This window comes from Mesorhizobium sp. M7A.F.Ca.CA.004.04.2.1, from assembly GCF_004022825.1.
Lineage (GTDB): Bacteria > Pseudomonadota > Alphaproteobacteria > Rhizobiales > Rhizobiaceae > Mesorhizobium.
Map to the genome: position 1 here is coordinate 1 of NZ_RZPH01000832.1, position 2,733 is coordinate 2,733.

2 protein-coding genes are annotated in these 2,733 nt (G+C 61.1%); both read right to left on the reverse strand.

Annotated elements, in window-relative coordinates:
- Positions 1–168: 168 nt before the first annotated feature.
- Positions 169–729, reverse strand: coding sequence for a fasciclin domain-containing protein (locus EN893_RS27790; protein ID WP_127271417.1), 561 nt, complete (start codon positions 727–729; stop codon positions 169–171).
- A 179-nt stretch (positions 730–908) separates the two neighbouring features.
- Positions 909–2,708 (reverse strand): membrane protein insertase YidC, encoded by a 1,800-nt coding sequence (gene yidC / locus EN893_RS27795; protein WP_127270245.1) that lies wholly within the window; start codon positions 2,706–2,708, stop codon positions 909–911.
- Between the last annotated feature and the right edge of the window lie 25 nt (positions 2,709–2,733).

Consider the following 2,733-nt stretch of genomic DNA (forward strand, 5'->3'; position numbering starts at 1 on the left):
CTACGGTCTTCGGTCCATGAACCAAAAGAAACCGGGTCCTGTGAGGGACAGGACCCCGGCCGATGCCGATACGACTTCCCAAGAAACATGGCACCTCGTCATGAGGTGGGGATGGCAGGCCCGAGAAAGCCCCAACGGACCTGCCTTGATCCCCTTTGCCGAAAGCCGTTACTTCGGCAACAGCACCTTGTTGACGACATGGATGACGCCGTTCGACTGGTTGACGTCGGCGATCGTCACTCGCGCCTCGCCGCCTGACTCATCCATGATGTAGAGCTTGCCCTTCTTGACTTCAGCGGTCAGCGTGTCACCGGAGACGGTTTTCATCTCGTACTTGCCGCCCATCGCTTTGGCCTTCTTCATCATTTCGGCGCCCGAAATCTTGCCTGCCACGACATGCGCGGTCAGCACCTTGGTGAGCTTGCCCTTGTTCTCCGGCTTCAGCAGCGTGTCGACGGTGCCCTTGGGCAGTTTCGCAAACGCCGCGTTGGTCGGGGCGAAGACTGTGAACGGGCCAGCACCCTGCAGCGTGTCGACCAGGCCGGCGGCCTTGACCGCGGCGACCAGCGTCGTGTGGTCCTTCGAATTGACGGCGTTCTCGACGATGTTCTTGGTGGTGTACATCGGCGCGCCGCCGACATTCGGGTTTTTGGCATAGGCGGGCGCGGCAATCGCCACGCCGGCGACGAACGCGGAAAGGGCGATGGTCCTGAATGACGGCAAGCGCATATGGTCTTCCTCCGGGTGAGGGCTGATCGGAATTGATAGCCTTTGGAAACGCACAGGCAGTCACGCCGCCGGCGGGGCGCAAGTTTCGCCGATCACAGGAACGTGATGCCGAAAGCGGCTTGAACGAAAAAGCCCCGCGCGAGGCGGGGCTTTGAAGGATGGAGAAAGCGCTGCGCCTTCTATTCGGCCGGTGATGGTTTCTTTCGGAACAGCGCGACCAGATTGTCCCACAGCTCGATCTTGGCGCCCTGGCGCTTCATGATGATGCCTTGCTGCAGGATCGACAGCGTGTTGTTCCAGGCCCAGTAGATGACCAGGCCGGCCGGGAAACCCGCCATCATGAAGGTAAAGATGACAGGCATCCAGGTGAAGATCGCCGCCTGCGTCGGGTCCGGCGGCGTCGGGTTCATGCGCATCTGCAGGAACATGGTGACGCCCATGATCAGCGGCCATACGCCGATCATCAGCATATGCGGCAGCGTGATCGGAATGAGGCCGAACAGGTTGAACAGCGATGTCGGATCGGGCGCGGCCAGATCCTGGATCCAGCCGAAGAACGGCGCATGACGCATCTCGATGGTGATGTAGAGCACCTTGTAGAGCGCGAAGAACACCGGGATCTGCAGCGCCACCGGCCAGCAGCCGGCGATCGGATTGATCTTCTCGGTCTTGTAGAGCTCCATCATCGCCTGCTGCTGCTTCATCTTGTCGTCCGCGTATTTCTCGCGGATCTCGAGCATTTTCGGCTGCACCTTCTTCATGTTCGCCATCGACGCGTAGGACTTGTTGGCGAGCGGGTAGAAGATGGCCTTGACGATGACGGTGGTGGCGAGGATGGCCAGACCGAAATTGCCGAAGAATTTGTAGAGCGTGTCGATCAGCCAGAACATCGGCTTGGTGATGAAGTGGAACCAGCCCCAGTCGATCAAAAGATCGAACCGCTTGATTTGACGGTCCTCTGCATAGGCGTTGATCTTGCCGACCTCCTTGGCGCCGGCGAAGATCTCGCTCTCCACCGTCGCCGATTGACCCGCGGCAACCGTTATCGGGTCGGTCAGGAAGTCGGACTGATAGCGGTGGCGGCCGTCCTCGAAAAAGGCGTAGCGCGGCTGGAACGGCTGCTTTTCGGTCGGCACCAGCGTCACCGCCCAGTATTTGTCGGTAATGCCCAACCAGCCGTCAGTCGACTTGCCCGGCGTGAACTGCTTGTCCGATTCGATGGACGCGTATTTGTGCTCCTGCAGGCCTTCGGTGCCGGTGAAGCCGATCAGGCCCTCATGCAGCACATAGGTGCTGGCAACGAGCGGCTTGTCGAAGCGGGTGACGCGGCCGTAATTGGACAGCGAGACGGCGGCCGTGCCCGCATTCTGCACCGTGTCGGACACCGTGAACATGTAATCGGTGTCGACGGAGAAGGTGCGCTTGAAGGTCAAGCCCTTGTCGTTCGAATAGGTCAGCGTGACCGGGGTCGTCGGCGTCAGCGTCGCATTGCCGTCGACGGTCCACACAGTCTCCGGACCGGGCACCGCACCGGTCTTGTCGTTGCCGACAAAGCCGATCTCGGCATAATAGCCATTGGGCAGTGCCGCCGGGTTGAGCAGGCTGATCTCGGGCGAGTTCTTGTCGACCGTCTCGGTGTAGTGCTTGAGCTTGAGGTCGTCGAGGCGGGCGCCGGTCAGGTTGATCGAACCCTCGAGGCTCGGCGTGTCGATCTTCGCGCGGGTCGTCGTGGCGAGCGCCTGTTCGCGGCCGGCCGGCGTCACGGCGTCGGTACCCGGTGCATTCGGAATGGCGCCAGGTGCGGCGGGCGTTCCGGTGTCGGTACCGGCGGCCTTCTTCTGCTCCTCGATGCGCTGCTGTTCGACGCGGGCCGCCTCGCGCTGGGCTTCGCTGCGCGGCAACACGTAAAAATATTGCCATACCGCAAGGATCAGCACCGACAGCGCGATGGTGATGAAGAAGTTCCGGTTGTTTTCCATCGAAAGCCCTTGGCCTATCGTGTTC